Annotated in this window: 14 protein-coding genes; 7 read left to right on the forward strand and 7 right to left on the reverse strand. The window is 28.0% G+C overall.

The annotated features are described in order from the left end of the window. The first annotated feature begins 35 nt into the window (after positions 1 to 35). The 3 genes from BSV1_RS04110 (at position 36) to murD (ending at position 4,270) form a co-directional block, all read left to right on the forward strand. Complete coding sequence (locus BSV1_RS04110; protein WP_008882846.1) at positions 36 to 1,385, forward strand: MATE family efflux transporter; 1,350 nt, start codon at positions 36 to 38, stop codon at positions 1,383 to 1,385. 165 nt (positions 1,386 to 1,550) lie between these two features. Continuing rightward, positions 1,551 to 2,885: an MATE family efflux transporter gene (locus tag BSV1_RS04115; protein ID WP_002656270.1), complete on the forward strand. Its 1,335-nt coding sequence runs from the start codon at positions 1,551 to 1,553 to the stop codon at positions 2,883 to 2,885. Positions 2,886 to 2,914: 29 nt separating this feature from the next. Then, complete coding sequence (gene murD / locus BSV1_RS04120) at positions 2,915 to 4,270, forward strand: UDP-N-acetylmuramoyl-L-alanine--D-glutamate ligase (RefSeq protein WP_008882535.1); 1,356 nt, start codon at positions 2,915 to 2,917, stop codon at positions 4,268 to 4,270. On the opposite strand, the gene BSV1_RS04125 is transcribed toward murD, so the two are convergent. Further along, positions 4,267 to 5,310, reverse strand: a complete 1,044-nt coding sequence (locus BSV1_RS04125) for a lipid II:glycine glycyltransferase FemX (protein ID WP_008882476.1) — start codon at positions 5,308 to 5,310, stop codon at positions 4,267 to 4,269. The two genes, murD and BSV1_RS04125, sit on opposite strands and share 4 nt — an antisense overlap. Before the next feature lie 9 nt (positions 5,311 to 5,319). Further along, positions 5,320 to 7,524, reverse strand: a complete 2,205-nt coding sequence (gene metG / locus BSV1_RS04130) for a methionine--tRNA ligase (RefSeq protein ID WP_008882759.1) — start codon at positions 7,522 to 7,524, stop codon at positions 5,320 to 5,322. Between the two features lie 155 nt (positions 7,525 to 7,679). Here metG and BSV1_RS04135 point away from each other — a divergent pair, with 155 nt between their 5' ends. Both BSV1_RS04135 and pta read left to right on the forward strand, forming a co-directional pair. Further along, positions 7,680 to 8,474, forward strand: a complete 795-nt coding sequence (locus tag BSV1_RS04135) for a 5'-methylthioadenosine/adenosylhomocysteine nucleosidase (protein WP_008882475.1) — start codon at positions 7,680 to 7,682, stop codon at positions 8,472 to 8,474. Positions 8,475 to 8,579: 105 nt separating this feature from the next. After that, a complete protein-coding gene (pta, locus tag BSV1_RS04140) occupies positions 8,580 to 9,617 on the forward strand; it encodes a phosphate acetyltransferase (RefSeq protein ID WP_008882399.1) in 1,038 nt (345 codons plus the stop codon). Here pta and rsmA read toward each other — a convergent pair. Both rsmA and BSV1_RS04150 read right to left on the reverse strand, forming a co-directional pair. Beyond that, a complete protein-coding gene (gene rsmA / locus BSV1_RS04145; protein WP_008882372.1) occupies positions 9,600 to 10,445 on the reverse strand; it encodes a 16S rRNA (adenine(1518)-N(6)/adenine(1519)-N(6))-dimethyltransferase RsmA in 846 nt (281 codons plus the stop codon). The genes pta and rsmA overlap by 18 nt on opposite strands. A 36-nt stretch (positions 10,446 to 10,481) precedes the next feature. Continuing rightward, entirely contained in the window at positions 10,482 to 11,732 is a 1,251-nt protein-coding gene (locus BSV1_RS04150) for a ComEC/Rec2 family competence protein (RefSeq protein WP_008882510.1), read from the reverse strand. A gap of 115 nt (positions 11,733 to 11,847) precedes the next feature. Here BSV1_RS04150 and BSV1_RS04155 point away from each other — a divergent pair, with 115 nt between their 5' ends. Both BSV1_RS04155 and BSV1_RS04160 read left to right on the forward strand, forming a co-directional pair. Beyond that, positions 11,848 to 12,561 carry a CPBP family intramembrane glutamic endopeptidase gene (locus tag BSV1_RS04155; protein ID WP_008882579.1) on the forward strand — a complete coding sequence of 238 codons (714 nt, stop codon included), beginning with the start codon at positions 11,848 to 11,850 and terminating at the stop codon, positions 12,559 to 12,561. A gap of 25 nt (positions 12,562 to 12,586) precedes the next feature. Continuing rightward, a complete protein-coding gene (locus tag BSV1_RS04160) occupies positions 12,587 to 14,524 on the forward strand; it encodes an AMP-binding protein (RefSeq protein ID WP_008882613.1) in 1,938 nt (645 codons plus the stop codon). Between the two features lie 28 nt (positions 14,525 to 14,552). Here BSV1_RS04160 and argS read toward each other — a convergent pair whose 3' ends face one another. Genes argS through BSV1_RS04175 form a run of 3 tightly spaced genes read right to left on the reverse strand, consistent with a single transcriptional unit; the run spans position 14,553 to position 19,126 of the window. Continuing rightward, positions 14,553 to 16,310, reverse strand: coding sequence for an arginine--tRNA ligase (gene argS, locus BSV1_RS04165; protein WP_008882509.1), 1,758 nt, complete (start codon positions 16,308 to 16,310; stop codon positions 14,553 to 14,555). A gap of 20 nt (positions 16,311 to 16,330) precedes the next feature. After that, positions 16,331 to 16,957: a hypothetical protein gene (locus tag BSV1_RS04170; RefSeq protein ID WP_008882738.1), complete on the reverse strand. Its 627-nt coding sequence runs from the start codon at positions 16,955 to 16,957 to the stop codon at positions 16,331 to 16,333. 21 nt (positions 16,958 to 16,978) lie between these two features. Further along, complete coding sequence (locus BSV1_RS04175) at positions 16,979 to 19,126, reverse strand: methyl-accepting chemotaxis protein (RefSeq protein WP_008882811.1); 2,148 nt, start codon at positions 19,124 to 19,126, stop codon at positions 16,979 to 16,981. Between the last annotated feature and the right edge of the window lie 74 nt (positions 19,127 to 19,200).

The raw sequence follows: 19,200 nt of genomic DNA on the forward strand, positions 1-19,200 counted from the left end.
AAAGTAATAAATAAAGGAGATTGTATATAAGGAATATGATCAAAAAGTTTAAAAATTATGATCAGATAATAAAAGAGCTATTTGTTATAGCTATTCCTACAGCTTTTGAATCGCTGTTATTTCAAATGGTAACTTTTTTTGATAATTTTATGATTTCCTATTTAGGCTCTTTTCACGTTACGGGAGTTTCTTTGGCAAATAGAGTAACTTTTCTTTTTTTTATTATTGTGTTTGGGCTTGGTACGGCTTTAAGCGCTTACGCTTCCCAAGCAATTGCAAAAAAGAAGTTTCTTCAAGTAAGACAATCTTTTGCTTATATATTATTAATTGGAACTACAATAGGAATAATTTTTTTCATATTTTCATTTCTTTTTCCAAGAAACATTATAAAGCTATTTACAGCTAATCAGGATTCTTTAAATTTTGGATCAGAGTATTTAAAAATTATTTCATTGTCTTATGTGCTAATGGCATATTCTTTTTTATCGGCTATGGGATTTAAGAGTGCTAAAGAAGTAAAAATACCTTTATATGTTACTTCTATTGTTGTTTTAATAAATATTGTTTTTAATTATATTCTTATTTTTGGCTTTAGCATGGGAATAAAAGGTGCCGCATATGCTACTGTGCTTGCTAGAATTGTTGAGTTTGTTTTTTATTTTTTATATAGTTTGATAAACAGTAATTCATATTATCGGATTAAGTTTGGCGATTTTTTTGCTCCAAAGGTAGTTACTAGGGCTAATTTGAAACTGATTATACCTGTTTTGTCTCACGAGATTTTTTGGGTTTTAAGTATAACTATTTTACATGCATTTTATGCTCGTGTTGGGAGCATTGAATACGCTTCATTTGCTGTTGCATCAAATCTTTTTGATATTTGTTTTGTATTGCTTCATGGTATGGGACTTGCAACAGGGGTTGTTATTGGGCATTTAATGATTTACGATAAGAAACATGTCAGGTCGGTTGGATTTTTTTTATCTTTTTTAGGATTTCTTTTGGGCATTTTTGTAGTTATTTTGCTTATTGGAATATCGAGCTTTGCACCTTATATTTTTAGTAAATTAGATTCTCCCGAACTTGTTAGCGTGTTTATTTATGTTTTTGCAAGTATTGTAGTTTTTAAAGCTTTTACGGCACAAGTTCTTGTTGGAGTTTTTAGGGCTAGCGGTATACCAAATGTTTGTTTTTTTATTGAATCGGGAGTAATTGTTTTTTATACGCTTCCAGTTGCTTATTTATTGGTGTTTTATACAAATTTAAGTTTACCAATAGTTGTTTTTATTGTAAATCTGGAAGAGATTATTAAAAATATATTTATTATAATTGAATTTTTTCACGATGATTGGATACGAGAGATTGAGTATGAAGAACTTGCTTGAGTATGGGGTAGCGTGATATATTTAGTGTTAATAAAAATTTTAATAATCTTAGTGAATCTAGAATTCATTCTAATTGTGCTAATTTTAAAGCAATTCCTTTTGCTTTATTGTAGGTTTCGGTATTTGTCTTTACAAAAATCTTAATTTTTTTATTTGGAGAAATTTATGTATTCATTGGGTGTATCGAAAAAGGATAAAATTTATAAAGATCTTTTAAAAATTGCGATTCCAACTGCTATTGAGTTTTTTTTATTTAATTTTATTTCTCTTACAGATAATGCTATGGTTGCGTATCTTGGTGACTATCCTGTTGCAGGAGTTTCTCTTGCAAATAAATTTTTTGAACTGTTTGTTACTATTGGGTTTTCCATGGCAGGAGCTTACAATATAATTGCTACAAGACAATACAATCAGGGTGATTTTAAGAGCTTTAGAAATACGTTTTTTATTAGCATATTAACCATTATTTTATTTTCTTTTCCGTTTATTTTGATTTCCATAGTGAATCCTTTTTTTTTACTTAGATTGATTTCTAATGATGAGCGGGCGGTTTACTATGGAGCAGCTTACTTAAATATAGCTATTTTTTCTTTCGTATTTGCAATCATAAAAGGACTTATTGCTAATGCTCTTAAGGTTGTTGAAATTGTTAAATTTCAAGTTTACATTTCTGTTTTTTCAGTGCTTTTGAATTTTGTATTTAATTATATTTTTATTTTTGTTTTTCATATGGGAGTAGTTGGAGCTGCTATTGCAACAACAGTTATTCGTACTTTAGAGCTTATTGTTTATCTTGTTTGTACAGCTTTTAACAAAAATTCAATTTTGCACTTTAAGTTAGATGATTTGAATATTAATATTAAGCCGTTTGCTCAGCTAATTAAATTTTTTATTCCAATTCTTTTAAATGAGTTTGCTTGGTTTTTTGGCTATCTTGTATTGACATCGATTTTTATAGGAATTGATACTCATAAATATGCTGCTTACAGCATATCTTTTTCTATTTATTTTATTATCTTTAATATAATTCATTCCTTTTGTATTTCTTTAAATATTATGATGGGCTATGAAATGCATAATAGTAAAAAAGAAATCATGAAAGTTGCAATATATTTGAGTAAAATTGGCCTTAAGCTTGCTTTTTTAACATCTTTTGTATTGTTTATATTTTCATTTTTTGCTCCTTATATTTTTTATACATTAAAGTATTCTCACCTTATAGGAATTATTTTAAGGTATTCTTCTGTTTCTGCCTTTTTCATGGCTCTTGCTTTTCAGTATCTTTTTGGATTTTTTCGTGCAGGAGCATCTCCAAGTTTTGGCGCTATTATGGAAGGCTCTGTAACTTTTGTTTATACTATTCCTATTGCTTTTGTTTTAGCGAATTATACAAATTTGCCTTTTGAAATTATTGTTTTTATTCCATCTCTTGAGGATGCAATCAAACTTGTTGTTTCACTTCCTTATTTTTATAGTGAAAGGTGGATTAAATCCGTTTAAACAGTTGACAGGTTTGATATAATTTTATTGTGCTTTTAGACGAAATTAAAAATTTAAATTTTTTAATCATGGGTTTAGGCCTTAATGGAGGAGGAGTAGCTCTTTCTAGATTTTTATTAAAGCGTGGGGCAAAATTAGTAATTACTGATCTTAAAAGTGAGACGGAATTAGCTTTAAGTATTGATGCTTTAAGAGATTTTGAGGATCAAATTAGATATGTTTTAGGCAAACACGATGTAAACGATTTTAAAAATGCTGACATTGTTGTAAAAAATCCCAGTGTGAAACCCAATAATAAATATTTAAAGTTTGCAAAACGAGTTGAGACAGATATTAGCTTATTTTTAATGTTTAACAAGAACCCTATAATTGCAGTAACAGGCACTAAAGGAAAATCTACTCTTGTGTCTCTTTTGTATCAAGCTTTGAAAGAAAAATATCCGGGGGTAAAGCTTGGGGGTAATATTGGTGTATCTCCTTTAAGTTTTTTTGATCAACTTGATGGAAAATCTCCTTTGATTTTAGAGCTCTCTTCTTGGCAGTTGCAATCTTTAGAGAATTTTAATCCTATTATTAGTATTATTACGAATGTTTACAACGATCACCAAAACTATTATTTAAATTTTGATGACTATATTATTGATAAGTCAAAAATTTTTGTAAATCAAACTTCAGGAATTGTGATTATTCAAGATCAGGCTTATTACAAATATTTTTCAAAATTTAAATCAAAAGTCAGAGTTATTTTATTTTCCGAATTTAATCCTTGTGATTTTGATCAAGATATTTTTTATTGCAATGAAGGCAAAGTATATTTTAATGACAACTTGATTGGAAGTTTTTCTAATTCACGAGCTGTTTTTATAATTCCTAAAGTTATTACTTTTTTTGTTTCGTATTATTTAAACATAGACCTCAATCATACGGGTCAGATTTTAAATAATTTTAAAGGTATTGAGCACAGATTAGAGCTTGTTAAATCAGTTCAAAATGTAATGTTTTATAATGATACAGCTTCAACTATACCCGAGTCTACTGTTTTATCTGTTAAAAGTTTAAAAACCAAAGATAACCGTATCAACCTAATTGTTGGGGGAACCGATAAAGAACTTGATTTTTTAAGTTTTAGCAAGATTACATATATTGTGAGAACTTGGATTTTAATAAGAGGTAGTGCAACTGTAAAAATTATTAAGATTTTAGAAAAAAGTAGCATACAATATTTTCTATTTGATTCTTTAAGAGATGCAGTAAATTATGCTTTCAAGATTTCAAGTCCGGGTGACATTGTGTTATTTTCTCCTGCCAGTGCTTCTTTTGAGCTTTTTAATAATGAGTTTGATAGAGGTTTGCAATTTAAAAATTTAGTTAATAATCTTGGTTAAATTTTTTTCCTTATTACTTTGTAATAGAAGTATCTAAGTTTTTCAAGATTTGCATAAATTTTATAAATAAAATTTTTGTAAGTAAAATCATAACAACCAATTCTGTGAATAATATTTCCTCCAAATCCTGTTTTAAAACCAAAAAGACCATATAAGGGGTGGTTTTTATTTGCAATTGGGGGAATTCCTAATAAATCATATTCTTTTATTTCTAATTTTTTTAACATTTCTATTGCTTTAAATTGTACAGCGTAATTGGGCATTAAATTTCTATATTCCTTGCTTGAAGCCCCATAAAGATAGACTGCTTTTTCTTTGTAAATTCCCACTATTATGCCAGAAATAATTATGTTGTTGTAAAATGCAATTATCAATTTTATTTGAGCATTTTTATCTTGTTTGAATATTTGAATTAGGTTTTGTATATATTCTTTTGAGTGAATAGTAAATTTATCTCTTTTGCTAGTTTCTTTGTATAGCTTGTAAAATTCACTTAAATGTTTAAATTTATCATCTATTATTATATTTAGATTTTTTTTTGTGCTGAGCTTTATGTTGTATCTTGTTTTTTTTTTCATGTTAAGCAAAATATTCTCAAGAGAATTATTTAAGTTTAATATTGTTGTGTTTGCGGGTTGTATGTCATCAAAGGATTTTTTTAGATATTTGATTTTAGTTTTTAATGGAGAGTATTTGTCATTCAGTGTTCTTTGGTGGTAATACATTAAATCGAATCTTAAAAAAATTGTATTTTTATGTAAGTAGGGTTTTATTTTTATGCTAAATTCTTTAATACTTTTACTGATTTTATCAATATTAATGTTTTCAAGAATTTTGTTTGAGAATTCTGGATGTGGAATGTATGCTAAGTAAAAATTTTTAAATAGTCTTCTTTGCATTACAACAATTTTGCCAAGAACATCGCTATCAAATGCTATGGCTTTCCAATTACTGTTTTTTGTTGTTTTTATCAATACCCACAGTTCGCTTTGAAGATAATTTTCTTCCATTTCTTTTGTTTTTATTTTTTTAATAGTCATTAATAGCTCTTAGCAAACTGTTCCGTTTGGAATATCTTTAGATAAAATTTTGTTCTTAGAATTTTCTAATATTAAATTTATTCCGTTTATTTTAAGCTCTCCGTTTTCTGCTATTATATTGGTTTTTAAAAATTTATTTATGTCAATTTTAGGTGGACAGGCAAGATCTTTATTCTGATCGTTTTCAAGTATTATTCTCTCTCCAGCAATAGGATTTTGGATTGAATCTTCTACAATTATAACTTTAAAATTTTTATTTTTGTCCTCAGCAGCTATTAGCATTCCTTCAGATTTTATTCCCCTAAACTTTGCAGGCTTTAAATTATCCACTATTATTATATGTTTTCCCAAAAGCTCTTTTTCTGTGTAATATCCTTCAAGGCTGCTTGCTATTTGTTTGTCCTTGTTAGTTCCGTCATCTAGTTTTAATATAAATAAGTTTTTAGCCTCGAGATTTCTTTCTATTTTATTTATTTTTACAACCCTTAAGAGCACTTTCTCTCTAAACAAGTTTTCCGGTTGCTCTTTTGCTATAGGCAAGTTTTCTGCTTGTTCGTTTTCTTTCATGTTTTTCTCTCCTGAATATTTTAGCTTTAAATTATTAATTTTTTTTTGCTCTAGCTTATTGAATAATATTTCTGTGAATTCAATTTTTTTAATTCCCGATTTGGTTCCAAGAATTTTGGTTGAAAATTGATAACTGTTGCCAAAGAATCGTTGTATCTTTTTACTTGTTTCGGGAATGAATGGCATCATTAAAATAGATAAGTCTCTGATTAGGTATATTAAGTTTGAGATTAGTTCTTTTGTTTCTTGTGGAGAGTTGTTTTTTCTTTTCCATGGTTCGTTATCTTGAAATATTTTATTTCCAAGGGAGGAAATTTTAAGTATTTCTTTGAGCGCAGATTTTAGTTCTGTCTTTTTAAAAAGATTTAGTATTTTATTATATTTTGGTGTTATTTGTTTCCAAAATTTATTTTGAATTTCTATTGTTTCTATTACATCTCCAAAGAATTTTCTTTGAAATGTTAATACTCTGTTTACAAGGTTTGAAAAATTATCAATAAGCTCTGTATTTACTCTTTCCATGAGATCTTGCCACATAAATTGAAAATCAGATTTTTCAGGCCTGTTATAATAAATATAAAATCGCCAAATATCAGAGGGGATTCCTGTGGTAATAGCATCGTTTCCAAAAATTCCTGTTCCCTCTGATTTTGAAAATTTAAGATTTTCGTAATTTAAGTATTCGCTTGATGAGAGTTGATTTAATATTGTCCAATTTTCTTCACTTCCAATTTCTATGCAAGGGAATATAATTGTATGAAACAATATATTGTCTTTCCCAATAAATTGTACAAGATTTACTTGATCATTGTTTTTCCACCAAGATTCCCAATTTTTGATAATGTTTTTGGTAATTGAAATGTATCCTATTGGAGCATCAAACCACACATAAAATACTTTATTTTCAAAACCCTTTTTAGGCACAGGAATTCCCCATTTAAGGTCTCTTGTAATTGCTCTTTCTTTAAGGCCATCTCTTAAAAAAGCTTTTGTCATTTTAAGGGCATTGGTATTCCAATTTTTGCTAGTATCTGGATTTTTTATCCATTTTTCAAGTTTTGTTTTTATTTTGGGAAGATCTAAATAAAGATGATTGGTTTTTTTCAAAATAGGTTTGTTTTTACAAATTATGCATTTTGGATTTATTAGGTCTGTTGGATTTAGAAGCTTAGAACAGTTGTCGCACTGATCTCCTTTAGCCATGCTTTGGCATTCTGGGCATTCTCCTATTACATATCTATCAGCTAAGAACATTGAATCTTTATTGCAATAAAACTGTTCAGTTTCCCGCTCTTTTATATAGCCGTTTTTTTCTAATTGTAGGAAAAAATTTTGTACAATGTCTTGATGGTGCTTGTTGGTTGTGCGACCGAAGATGTCAAATTCAATATTGAACCATTTGTAAATTGATTTATGTATTTCATAATATTTATTGCAAAGTTCTAAAGGGGTAGTATTTTCAATTAAGGCTTTGGTTTCTGTAGCTGTTCCATATTCATCTGTTCCACAGACGTAAAGAGTTTCAATTCCCGACATTTTCGAATATCTTGCAAAAGCATCAGCTGATAGTACTTGAACTAAATTCCCAAGATGAGGTATGTTATTAACATAGGGTAGAGCAGCTGTAACTAGATTCATTTTTTTCATTCAGTTTCCCCTTTTTTTATGCTATTAATATTGTAATATGGATAGGATATTTTTTTTCAATATCTTTTACAAAAATTCTTTTAAAAGCAATTCAGTTTTGGCTTTTTTTGTAAAAAATGATATAAATATTCTTTTACTATAAGGAGTGTAAGTTTATGAATAATTGTTTAATAAAGTTTTTTATTTTTTTATTAGTTTTTTCAAACAGTTATGTTGCTTTTTCTAAAAATGTCAATGTTTTAATAATAACTGCTATAGACTCTGAGTTTGAGCAGATAAATAAGCTTGTGTCTAATAAGGAAGAAATAGTACTTAAGGAGTATGGTCTTAATAAAAAGATTTTAAAGGGAAAGATGTCCAATCGCGATGTTATGGTTATTATTAGTGGGGTTGGCAAGGTTAATGCTGGTGTGTGGACTAGTTATATTTTATCAAAATACAATATAAGTCATGTAATTAATTCTGGAGTTGCTGGCGGTGTTGTTAGTGCTAAATACAAGGATATTAAAGTGGGAGATGTGGTGGTGTCTTCAGAGGTTGCATATCATGATGTTGATTTGACTAAATTTGGATACAAGGTGGGGGAGTTTAAAGGATTGCCTCAAAAATTTAGTGCCAATAAAAATTTAATTAAGAAAGCCACAGAGGCTGTTAAATTAAAGGTTGGGGGCTCTAATGCATATTCAGGATTAATAGTTTCAGGAGATCAGTTTATTGACCCAGCTTATATTAACAAAATTATAGGAAACTTTAAGGATGTAATAGCTGTTGAAATGGAAGGCGCAGCAATAGGGCATGTTTCTCATATGTTTAATGTACCTTTTATAGTTATTAGGTCAATATCTGATATTGTAAATAAAGAAGGGAATGAAGCTGAATATAGTAAATTTTCTAAATTAGCTGCTTTTAATTCAGCCAAAGTTGTACAAGAAATTTTAAGAGTGCTTTAATAAATATTTAATTTTTATAATTGAAAATTATGCATAAAAAAAAGACATTTTTAAATAAAAAATCTTTTTTTATGCATTTATCAATCTGTATTATATTTTTATAAGGTGTTTTGTTTAAAAGATTATGTTTTTAAGAAGGCAAAGATATTCGTAAAAGAGAATAAGCTTAAGGCCAATATAGTTTTTCCCGAAAGTAGTGATTCTAGAGTTTTAAAGGCAGCTGTTATTGTTTTGCAAAAAAATCTTGCAGATTCAATTATTTTGATAGGTAAAAAAGATACTGTCATTAATTCTTTAAAAGAATTTTCTAATTGTAATGATATTTTAGAAAGAATAGAAGTTGTTGATCCTGGTTTTTTTCCAGATATTGAAATGTATTTGGATGAATATTGGAGTTTGCAAAAGCTAAAAGGAGTTACAAAGCAAAGTTTAAAGACTCAAGTTTTAGATGAAATTACTTTTGCTATGCTTATGGTAAGATTTGGTTATGCCAAATCTTGTGTTTGCGGGGCGATTTCAACTTCTGCTAAGGTTTTGTCTAATGCTTTAAGAATAATCCCCAAGTTGGAAGGTGTTAAGATTATATCATCTTTTATGATTATGGATACTTTAAGTATTGCTCGTAATGTTGATTGTTGTTTTGGACATGATGGAATCTTATTTTTTGCAGATTGTTCTGTAGTGGTCAATCCCAATTTTTTAGAGCTTGCAGAAATTGCATTGCAAAGTGCTAAATCCTTTAAAGATATTTTAAATGCAAAGCCCAAGGTTGCTCTTTTAAGTTTTTCAACAAAAGGGTCTTCTAGTGCTAAAGAAACTGAAAAAGTAAAAAATGCTTTAAATATTGTTAGGAATAAAGAGCGTGATTTACTTATTGATGGTGAGCTTCAGCTTGATTCAGCCATAATAAAAGATGTTGCAGAGAAAAAATGTAGAGAATCTTTAGTAGCAGGTTCTGCTAATGTTTTAATATTTCCCAATTTAGATGCGGGGAATATTGGTTATAAATTAGTAGAGAGATTTGCTTTTGCCAAGGCCTACGGTCCCTTTTTGCAAGGTTTTTCCAAGCCCATTAGCGATCTTTCAAGGGGCTGCTCTGTTGACGAAATTGTATTTGCAAGTGCTTTAATGATAAGTATTTAAAGTATTGGAAATTTGTATAAATTCTTCAACAGAAATGTTTTCAGGTCTTTTGTCTAAATATTCTTTTAGAAAATTTTCTCTCAGGGTGGCTTTATTGGCAATGAAATTAATAATAGTGTTTTTTAATTTCTTTCTTCTACTTGAAAATACAGTTCTAACCAATTTGTTGAATTCTTTGAAGTTTTTTATGTTGTTTTTTTTAGGAACTAATTTTAGTGTTGTGGACTTAACTTTAGGTGCAGGATAAAAATTGCTTTCTCCTATGTCTAGTATTTTAATTGCATTGAAGTGTGATTGTACTAAGACTGTAAATGAAGAATAGTTTTTGCTATTTATTTTTGCAGTTATTCTGTCGGCTAATTCTTTTTGTATTGTGAATACCATTTCTTTTAAAAAGTTTTCTTCAATTAATTTAGATATTACTTTTGATGCAATATTGTATGGCAAATTTGAAAATATTTTATCAATGTTTTGATTTTCGTTTTTGTATTTTTTTAAAAAATCCCCTTTTATCAATTTAAAGTTTTTTAATTTTCCAAATTTTTCATTTAATATTTCTGAATATTTTAAGTCAATTTCAAATGCGGTTAAAAGATTAGTTTTTTTTAATAAAATCTCAGTCATTGCGCCAATGCCTGGGCCAATTTCCCAGATTTTTTCATTTTCTTTTATATCCAAGCTTTCTATTATTTTTTGCCTTATGCTCTCATTGATTAGATAGTTTTGTCCCCACAATTTTCTTGGAGCGATTTTTCTTTCTTTTAATGTTTGTTTTATGCTAGTTATACTGTTATAGTTGATATTCATAGATAAAAGAGATAGTATCATATTATTCTTAATAATGGCAGATATTTTTAAATTATTTTAATTTTTTTTAGTTTCGTTATTATAAATAATGTAAGTTATAAGAAAAATACTCAATATTAAAAATATAGGTATTTGATGGTGCTTGACTATAAAGAATTTGCTAAAAAATGCTGCTGTAATTTTTATTGTTTGAAATATGTAGGCATTTATAAGGTCAAGGGGAAAAAATAAATTTAAACTTGAAAAGTAAGTTATTAAGCTTAATATTGTTATTGCTAAGAAAATTGATATTAATGGAATAACTATTAAATTTGACAGTATTGAGATTGGTGCTAGATCAAAATTATTAACATAAATTACTGGCGAGGTGAATATTTGAATAAAAAATGTTGTAAGCATTGATGATGTCAGTCTGTTAAGACCGTATCTATTTTTTAGATGAACCGATGCTGATATTCCTATTGTTGCAAGATAGGAGAGTTGAAATCCTATTGAATTTAGCGTTTCGGGGAATGCAAGAGCATTTATTATAAAGCTAATAGATGTGCAGCTTATTAAATTAATTTTGCCGTAAATTAGTTTGTATATTATAAGAGATTCTGTCATTAGAAATGCTCTTACCGTTGAGGGCGCAAATCCAGTTAATATTAAATAATTTAATAAAATTATGCTTAATATTAAGTATTTTAATTTTTCATTTGTGATTATTAAAAGCAAATAGTAACTTATTAAACTTATTAGATAAAAATGCAGTCCAGATACTGCCAAAATGTGAGCAATCCCCGCATTTTGAAATAATGTTTTTTCATATTTTGTTATTTCTGATTTGATATTCAAAATTATTGCTTTTGAAAAATGGGAATAGCTGGGATTTAGTGTAGTGAAAAAGTTGTTTAAGGTGTTTGTATATTTTTCTCTAAGCTTGGCAAAAAAGGGCCTTTTAATAAGTTTTATTTTTTGATTTTCAATTTTAATGATATCTCCTATTTTGTAAATATTTTCAATATTTTTGAAGCTATGTTTGTATATATTTGATTTATTATCAATTACTTCTACAATGGTTTTTGAATCTTTTTTAAAATTTTTAATGTTTGTTATTTGATAAATATTTTTTTTTAATGTTTTAAAATTTAATCTCGCTTGAAAACTTAATAGCAATATTGTGCAAAAAATAAAACTAAGTGCTAAGTGTTTGTTGTTTTTTATAATAAAAAATAATGCTAGCATTGTATTAAAATAAATTAAATTGAGTTTTAAATAATATTGAATTAATAAATTAAGTGAAATAAGGACAAATATTAAAATCATTTATAATATTCTTATTTTTATTTAGAAATAATTATATTCTAAATTTTAATTTGTTTTGATTAATCAATCAATAATCATTCGTTGACAATTAATAATTATTTAATTACAATACTTTATGCAATTGTTAAAAAATAAATATCCATTCAAGCGGGCTTTGCTTGATCTTTTTTTGGTCTATACCATTGTTTATTTGGCATCTCCTTTTGTAAATGTTAATTCAGAATTTTGGAATGTTGATGAAAATCATTTTTATTTTTGGATTTCAAGATCTTTTTTAATTATTTTTATAATTTATTTTTTTAAACTTACCAGTTCTTATGATGATTTTAGAGTAGAATTTTTTATTCCTAAATTTAAATTTATTTTTCTTTGGGATTCTGTTTTAATTTTTATTAAAACAATATTGATTGCAATGATAGTCATTTTTTTAATAGCTTTTTTGCTTGAATATTTGTTGCCAGAATCGGTACTTGTCTATTATTTTCAAAACAATGCTGGATTTAATTGGAAGATTAGCAGTAAAAAAGCATTTTTTTTAATGACTTTTACCTCTTTTTTTACAGGAGCTTTTGAAGAGCTTTTTTACAGGGCTTTTGTTATTACTAAGTTTACACAAATGGGATTTCCTGTTGTAGCTACCGCCATTCTTAGTAGTATGTTTTTTGCTTATGGGCATTTATATTATGGAATTTTGGGATTTTTGGTTACATTTATATTAGGGATATTTTTTGCTTTTACTTATTTAAGGTATAAAAATGTATATTATGTGATTTTTATACATAGTTTTTATAATATTATTGTTAGCAGCTTGTTGCTTTTTTTGAATTAATTTTAAATTGTTTTGAGGGGGATTTATGAGTGATACTGTGCCTAAGCGTTTTAAAGATGTGGTAGCTCTTTATAGCGAGCTTGATATTTTTATATATAAGGAAGGGGAATCAAAAAGTTTTAAGAAGCAAATATACGCTGATTTTTGGAATGAGACAAAAAGAGTGGCTTCTGGGCTTTTGCATTGTGGCATTAAAAGGGGAGAAAAGGTTGTAATTATTTCTGATTCTAGAAGAGAATGGATAATAATCGACGTTGCTACTTTGGGGTTAGGCTGCGTTGATGTTCCCAGGGGAAATGATTCTTCTGAGGATGAATTAACTTATATTATTAACCATTCTGAATCTACTTTTATTTTTGTTGAAAACAATAAGCAACTTCACAAGGTTTTATCCAAAAAGCATGATCTTAGATTGGTAAGATGTATTGTTGTTATTGATGATGATAAATCTTATGAAGAAAAAATAGGAAATATTACTGTATTTTCTTATAAAAAATTACTAGAACTCGGAACTGAGTATTTAAGAGCTAATCCAAAATCATTTGATATGGAGATTGAAAAAGGTTCTTCAAAAGACATTGCAACTATAATATATACTTCTGGTACAACGGGCATGCCAAAGGGAGTAATGTTGAGGCATGAATCTTTTATTTTTCAATTAGATAGACTTTATGATTATCTTCCAACACTTAAACCCGGCAAGATAATGATTTCTATTCTTCCTCTTTGGCATTCTTTTGAGCGGGCTTGTGAATATATAGTTGCTTTAAAGGGCATAGCAATTGCATATTCAAAGCCCATAGGTCCTGTTTTGTTAAAAGACTTTTTACTTTTAAATCCTCAAATGATTATTTCTGTACCCAGAATTTGGGAAGGTATAAGAATAGGTATTATTAAAAAGGTATCAGAGTCTTTTATTAAGAAGTTTGTGTTTGGAGGGTTTTTAAAAGTTGGGATTATTTATGCAAAGCTTAAGGAGAGATTTTTAGGGCTTTCTCCTATTTATAAAAAAACTAATTTTCTTATTTCGCTTTTTTCAAAATTATTTTTATTTATTGGGATTGTTTTAATTTTTCCTATTAAATTATTGGGTGATATTTTAGTATTTAAAAAAATAAAAAATGCTCTTGGGCAAAATTTTGAATTTGGAGTTTCTGGTGGTGGGGCATTGGTTGATTATGTTGATTATTTTTTTAAGGCCGTAGGAATTAAAGTGCTTGAAGGTTACGGCCTTACTGAAACGGGTCCTATTTTGAGCGTTAGGCGTTTTAAAGGCCCTGTAGCAAAAACTGTTGGCCCTATTTTGCCAGATGTTGAATACAAAGTAGTTGGAATTGATGGTAGAGTTTTGCCTTATGGAGAAAAAGGCGAGCTTTGGGTCAGGTCGCCACAAATAATGAGCGGCTACTTTAAGGATAAGGTTAAGACAAGTGAAGTTTTAACAGAAGATGGTTGGTTTAACACTGGGGACTTGGTTAGATTAACAATTAATAATGAAATTTCAATTGTTGGTAGAAGCAAGGATACAATTGTTCTGAGGGGGGGGGAAAATATTGAGCCTGAGCCCCTTGAGAGAGTTTTGGGTAAATCTTTGTTTATTGAAAATATTATGATCGTTGGTCAGGATCAAAAATTTTTGGGGGCTGTTATTGTGCCTAATTTTGATAATCTTGAAAAATGGGCAAATTCTAGTGGAGTGTCTTTTTCTTCTAGAAGTGATTTGTTAGCCAATGAGGACGTCAATAAACTTTATTCTAAGCATATTTCAGACACTATTAATACCAAATTAGGTTTTAAAAATTTTGAAAAAATAGTGGGCTTTGTTTTACTTCAGGATCCTTTTACAATTGGAGAAGAGCTTACCAATACTCTTAAGTTAAAAAGATATTATATATCCAAAAAGTATGAAGATAAAATAAAATTAATTTTTAGCAAAAGTGACTTAGATTTAAACGGATATTAGACAAGAAAATTTTGTAAAATTTTCTTGTCTACATTTTTAACATATAGGGGATATTGAGCAGGTACATGCAATTTTTTATTGTTTGTAATATGGCTTTTAAAAATTCGATTCTTGCGGCTGTTAAATTGATATTGTTTGTATCTATTACTTTAACTTCTTGATAGTATGTGCTAAAATGCTTTGCAAGCGAGTATGAATAGCTTGTAAGTATTGAAGGGTTTAAATCTTTTGCTGCATTGATTATATTTTCTCCTAATTCTGATATAATTTTAATAATTTCCCACTCTTTTTCATGTTTTAAAAGTTCAAAATCAATTTTTTCCATTACAGGAATAGAAAGTGCTTTATATTTTTCAAGAATGCTATTAATTCTTGCTCCAACATATTGGATATATGGTCCAGAATTTCCTGTAAAAGACAGGCTTTCTTTTTTATTAAATACAATGTCTTTATGTATAGCTGATTTTAGCAGATAATAGTGAATTGCTCCCAATGCAATATTTAAAGCATTTTTTTTAGCGCTCTCTTTGTTTTCAATTTTTTGTGTCATTTCGGGCATTATTGATTCTATTAGGTTTGAGATTAAGTTATCCGCATCAATTACATTGCCTTCTCTTGATTTCATTTTTCCATCAAGAAGATTAACCATTCCGTGTGACAAATGAATAAGTTTCTTGTTTTTAGAAAGGCCTAATTTTTCTGCTACAAAAAATAAGCTTTTGAAGTGCTGAATTTGTTCGCTTCCAACTACATAAATCATTTCTTCAAAATTAAATTCTTTTGTTCTAACTGCTATATTTCCTAAATCTTGGGTAAGATAGATAGATGTTCCGTTTGATCTTATGAGTACTTTTTGTTTTACCTTGGTGTCTGCGTTTTCATCTGAGTCTGAGGGTAAGTCAATGCATATTGCGCCATCTTCTCGTTTGTAACAAAATCCTTTTTCAAGCCCTTCTAATACGACATTTTTTCCAATTTCAAAAATTTCACTTTCAAGGTAAATTTTATCAAATGAGGTGTTTGTAATTTCGTATGTTTCTTTTATTCCTTCAATTGCCCATTTATTTAACTTTTTCCAAAGTTCAATTGTGCTTGCATCTTTTTGCTCCCAGAGTAAAAGTAAATCTTGAATTTCTTTTTCAGCATTTTCATTTTCTTGTGAGTATTTGTTGTATTTAACATAAAAATCGCCAATTAAATGATCTCCTTTTTTAAAAGCTTTTTCAGGGGTAATGCCATTTCCAAATTTTTTGTATGCAAGCATTGATTTGCAGATATGAACTCCTCGGTCATTTATTAAGTTTATTTTTGTAATTTTTGCACCCACGGCCTTTAATATTCTTGACAGACTTTCTCCTATTACGTCATTTCTAAGATGTCCTACATGCAGTGGTTTGTTTGTATTTGGTGATGAAAATTCTAATATTATTTTTTTATTGTCTAGATATTTGCTTGTTCCATAGGTATCTTTTTGAGCATTTACCATTTGTATTGTATTATTTATATATTCTTTTCTAGAAATTTTGATGTTTAAGTAAGGCCCCATAGCTTTAATTTCATATTTAGTTTTAAGATTTTTTATTATTTCTTCAGAGATGATTTCAATAGGGAGTTTTAAGGTTTTACTAATTTCAAACATTAATATGGAAATATCTCCCAGATCACTTTTTGGAGGTTTTTGAATATTTATATTGATATTATCTAGCTTTATGTTATTTGATAATGCTAGATTGGTAACTATAACATTAATTTCGTCTTTAATCTTTTTTTTAACACTTTTATTCATTTTTTTCCTCTTTAACACTTTTAGTAATTTTTTTCCTCTTTAACACTTTTAGTAATTTTTTTCTCTTTAATTTTTGTTAGCATATTGATTAATAGCAAAATTAAAGACGCTACAATAAAAATGTTTGAGCTATGGGTCGACATTTTTGTATTTACAAGTCCCTTTATTATATGTATTTCGTTGTTAAAAAGTTTTAAATTGCCCGTGCTTAATATTTCTCTAATAAGTGAGGTTGTTGAGCTTAGGGCAATGAAAATTAAAATTGGAATTTTAGAATATTTAATTATCATTGATGGGTTTTTTAGGATTTTAAAGGGTTCGTTTTTGTGAAATGATATTATTATGGCTATTAAAATGGGTATTGAAAATTTAAATTCTTTGTATAAAGTTGGTGTTAAGTAGAGCATGAATAAGTAAGTTAGACTGGTAAAAATTCCTATTATTAATAGATATATCCCTAATATATGGCTTTTTTGCTTTTTCAATTCTATTTGATTGATTATTAGGGCAGGAAGTATAATGCATATTGAAATCCAAACAGATGCGATACTAGCATCTAAAAAGTTTTTTGTATAAGCAAAAATAGGAAATAACATTAAATGACTTTTAAGATATTTTTCAGTATTATAAAATGTCTTTTTTTGCATATTATTTCCTTTTAATCTAATTTATTTGGTTTTAAATTGATTTATACTTTCGCTAATCCCAGAAATATGACTTGAGTTTGTAGTTCCTAAAACTTTAATACGCTCAATTGCTTCTACTAGCGTATTAATCTCTTCTTTTAAGCCTTTCATTGAGTTTGAGACCGTAATATTAATTTCTCCTAATAGTTTGATAGTGTCAATGATTTCTTTGTTGCCTCTAAACATATCATTTGAGCCAATTTTTACTTCATATGTTATTTCCCGCATTGTATTTAAAGCCTTTAAAATTTCTTGGCTGCCTATTGATTGCTCTTGCATTGTATGATTTATTTCTTCTATTACTTGAACTACTAAATTGATTGAATCGAATATTTGGTTGAAAGCTTTATTTGTTAATTCAGAGGTGTTTACGGTTTTGGTTATTGAATCCATTATTTCGTTAATTGATGAGGCAACAGATTCTGATTGTGATGTTACCTGTTCTGCCAGGTCTTTTATTTCTTCTGCAACAATTGCAAATCCTTTTCCGGCTTCACCAGCATGAGATGCTTCAATTGCGGCGTTCATTGAGAGTAGGTTGGTTTGACTTGCTATAGATGAAATTAAAGAGTTTGCTTCTTGTAATCTTGTTGAGTTTTTAAAAATCTCTTTGATTTGAGTAATAACTTCTTCTTGTTTTTTTCGCCCATCATCAGAGAACCTTTTTAGTTCTTCTGTGCTTTTTGCAGCCTTTTGAGTTATTTCTGTTATTGATTGTATTCCTCCTATCATTTCTTCTATAGCCGATGAGGACTGTTCAACGCTTGCGGCTTGAGTTTCAATTGAATTGTCAAGAGATGAAATATTTTTTGATAGGCTTTCAATTATATTTGTTGTATTAGAGATGAATTCTACCTGCTTTTCTACTTCTTCTTGTGTTTTTTCTATGTATTGATTTGAATTTTTTATTGTATTATGTGTTTTATTTATCTCGCTAAATAAATGGTCTCCATTTTCTTTAAGCAGCTTTACTCGTTCTTGCAGTGAATTGATTACATTTTTTAGATTTTCAATAAAATGACCAAAAAGATTTATTGTTGAGCTTATTGAATCTTTGCCTTTTGATTCGATTTTAAATGTTAAGTCGCCGTTTTTAACTTTTGGAATGACAACATTGAGTTTATCTATTTTTGATATTATTAAAGTTTTTATAGTTGATATCATTATTAATATAAAAATTATTACCAAGATAAATATAATGGAAAGCGAAACCAATCTCATGTTTTTAAATTCTTTTGAAAATATGTTGTTATAATCTATTTTTATTCCTAAGTACCAATTGGATGTTGTGATCCTTGCTAAGGAGATTATTTCATTTGAATTGCTTGTATTGTAATTTGCTTTTCCTTGAGATAATGCATTTAGTATTTCAGTTAATGTTTTTGGGTTAAATCCAAATATATGCTTTATGTTTTTTAAAATTTCATCTTTTCCTCCAAATGCATCACCATTGCTGTTTATTATGTATACATTAAAGTATTTTGATGAGTTTTCGGTGCTTGCATTTTGTTCTAGCAATGAGTTTTCCAAAAGCAGCAAGAGATATTCTTTTAGCTCAGCGATTTTTTCTGAAATGTCAGCATATAAAATAATATATCCAACATTAGATTTTTTTGAATCTGTTATTTTATATGCTATTGGAATATAAAAATTGTTATTTATCTTTGCTAAACTGTTGTGAAGAATTGAAATTTGAAATGTAGTTAAAGCTTTGCCCAATAGCAATTCTTTTAAACTTATGTACTGACCGGTTCTTTTTTTTTCGCTTGATGCGATTATGTATCCATCTTTGTTTGTATACTCTATTATTTTAATAAAGGAAGGAAGCGTAATTAAAATCTTGTCAGATACTAAGTGCTCTTCACTTTTATTATTTAGGATTGCAGACTGATAATCGTACCTAGTTGTTAATATGCTTAAAGCTTTTATTATTTCTTTAGATTCATCAGAAAAGCTTTTAATCATTGCCTGGTTAATGAATTTTGTAAAGTCTTGAAGTTCTTTTGTTATGATTTTTTTATAGCCTTGATCTAGTAGCAAAAAGGTTGTTGCAATAATTATTATTGTATATGCCAGAATTATAAAATTGAATTTATAAAAAAGGTTGGAGTTAAGTTTCTTTCTTTTCACTAAGTCTCCTCAAAATTTTGTTTTTTCATAAAATTTTTAAAACATTAAATTTTTAGTATTCTACATGTTTTATT

Origin of the sequence: [Borrelia] finlandensis (genome assembly GCF_000181875.2) — a bacterium.
Classification (GTDB): domain Bacteria; phylum Spirochaetota; class Spirochaetia; order Borreliales; family Borreliaceae; genus Borreliella; species Borreliella finlandensis.

Coding starts and splice junctions, on each gene's coding strand:
- BSV1_RS04110 (WP_008882846.1), top strand. CDS start 36: ATGATCAAAAAGTTTAAAAATTATGATCAGATAATAAAAGAGCTATTT.
- BSV1_RS04115 (WP_002656270.1), top strand. CDS start 1,551: ATGTATTCATTGGGTGTATCGAAAAAGGATAAAATTTATAAAGATCTT.
- BSV1_RS04125 (WP_008882476.1), bottom strand. CDS start 5,310: ATGACTATTAAAAAAATAAAAACAAAAGAAATGGAAGAAAATTATCTT.
- metG (WP_008882759.1), bottom strand. CDS start 7,524: ATGAAAAAAATGAATCTAGTTACAGCTGCTCTACCCTATGTTAATAAC.
- BSV1_RS04135 (WP_008882475.1), top strand. CDS start 7,680: ATGAATAATTGTTTAATAAAGTTTTTTATTTTTTTATTAGTTTTTTCA.
- rsmA (WP_008882372.1), bottom strand. CDS start 10,445: ATGATACTATCTCTTTTATCTATGAATATCAACTATAACAGTATAACT.
- BSV1_RS04150 (WP_008882510.1), bottom strand. CDS start 11,732: ATGATTTTAATATTTGTCCTTATTTCACTTAATTTATTAATTCAATAT.
- BSV1_RS04155 (WP_008882579.1), top strand. CDS start 11,848: ATGCAATTGTTAAAAAATAAATATCCATTCAAGCGGGCTTTGCTTGAT.
- BSV1_RS04160 (WP_008882613.1), top strand. CDS start 12,587: ATGAGTGATACTGTGCCTAAGCGTTTTAAAGATGTGGTAGCTCTTTAT.
- argS (WP_008882509.1), bottom strand. CDS start 16,310: ATGAATAAAAGTGTTAAAAAAAAGATTAAAGACGAAATTAATGTTATA.
- BSV1_RS04170 (WP_008882738.1), bottom strand. CDS start 16,957: ATGCAAAAAAAGACATTTTATAATACTGAAAAATATCTTAAAAGTCAT.